This is a genomic window from Mesorhizobium sp. M7A.F.Ca.CA.002.09.1.1 (assembly GCF_003998555.1).
GTDB lineage: Bacteria > Pseudomonadota > Alphaproteobacteria > Rhizobiales > Rhizobiaceae > Mesorhizobium > Mesorhizobium ciceri.
The window spans coordinates 1-1,205 of record NZ_RZRR01001251.1 but is presented as its reverse complement, the minus strand read 5'-3'; the positions used below and the strand labels follow the sequence as shown (position 1 = coordinate 1,205).

Genomic DNA, 1,205 nt, shown 5'->3' with positions numbered 1-1,205 from the left:
GAAGAAGGGTTCGAAAATCTTCTTCAGCACGTCGGGCGCGATGCCGCTGCCGGTGTCCTCGACTTCGACCACGACATAGTCCGCCGGGGCGAGTTCGCGGTAGGAAAAGGCCTTGCACTCCTCGGCGGTCACATTGCGGGTGCGCACGGTCAGATCGCCGCCCGCCGGCATAGCATCGCGCGCGTTGACCGCAAGGTTCACCACCACCTGTTCGAACTGCCCGATATCGACCTTGACCGGCCACAGGTCGCGGCCATGGTCGACCTTCAGCTTGATGTCGTTGCCGACAAGGCGGGCCAGCAGCATCCTGAGATCGGCGAGCACGTCGGTCAGGTTGAGCACTTCCGGCCGCAATGTCTGCTTGCGCGAGAAGGCCAGAAGCTGCCGCACCAGCGAAGCCGCCCGGTTGGCATTCTGCTTGATGTTCATGATGTCTGGGAAGGACGGGTCCGACGGGCGGTGATTGGTCAACAAAAGGTCGGACGCCATGATGATGGCGGTCAGCACATTGTTGAAATCATGCGCGATGCCGCCGGCAAGCTGGCCGACTGCCTGCATCTTCTGGCTTTGCGCCATCTGCCCTTCCAGCGCCTTCTGCTCCGTTGTCTCGACGGCGTAGACGATGGCCGACTCCTCGGCGCCCTCGCCGCCGGTGCCGTCAGCGACGGCGTTGACGTAGAAGCGGATGTGCCGTTCGTCGTTGCCGGGCAGAAGCGTGTCGATCGGCTCGATGTCGGCCTGCCGCTGCTGCGCTTTCTCGAAGGCAGCCGCGAAGGCCGGCCGGTCGCGTTCGTGGATTACCGTGTCGAGCCGCACGCGACGGTCGACGGCGTCGCGATCGACGACAGACGAAAACAACGACAAAAACGGCGCATTGGTGCGCAGGATGCGTCCGTTGTGGTCGACGCCGGCGATTGCCATCGGTGTCGAGTTGAAGAAGCGGGTGAAGCGCACTTCCGAAGCCCGCAAATCGGCAGAGGCATCCTCGCCTTGCGTGCGGTTGAGCACGATCGTGCGTGTCGGCCCATTCAATCCTTCGCGGCTGGCCGAAACGCGGTGCATGAAGCGCACCGGCAGCGCTTCGCCCGTCATGGTCGTCAAATCGAGATCGATCACCGCGTTGCGTGTGGTGCCGGGGTCGGCCTTGACCGAGCGGACCAGCGCCATGCCGTCGCCGGCCACGATCTCCGACAGAGACACGGCGC

The 1,205-nt window shown here is 64.1% G+C and carries 1 protein-coding gene; it reads right to left on the bottom strand.

The window, feature by feature from the left end; genetic code table 11:
- Positions 1 to 1,205 (bottom strand): ATP-binding protein (locus EN994_RS32270; RefSeq protein ID WP_164746458.1); only part of this gene is annotated, 1,205 nt, incomplete at both ends.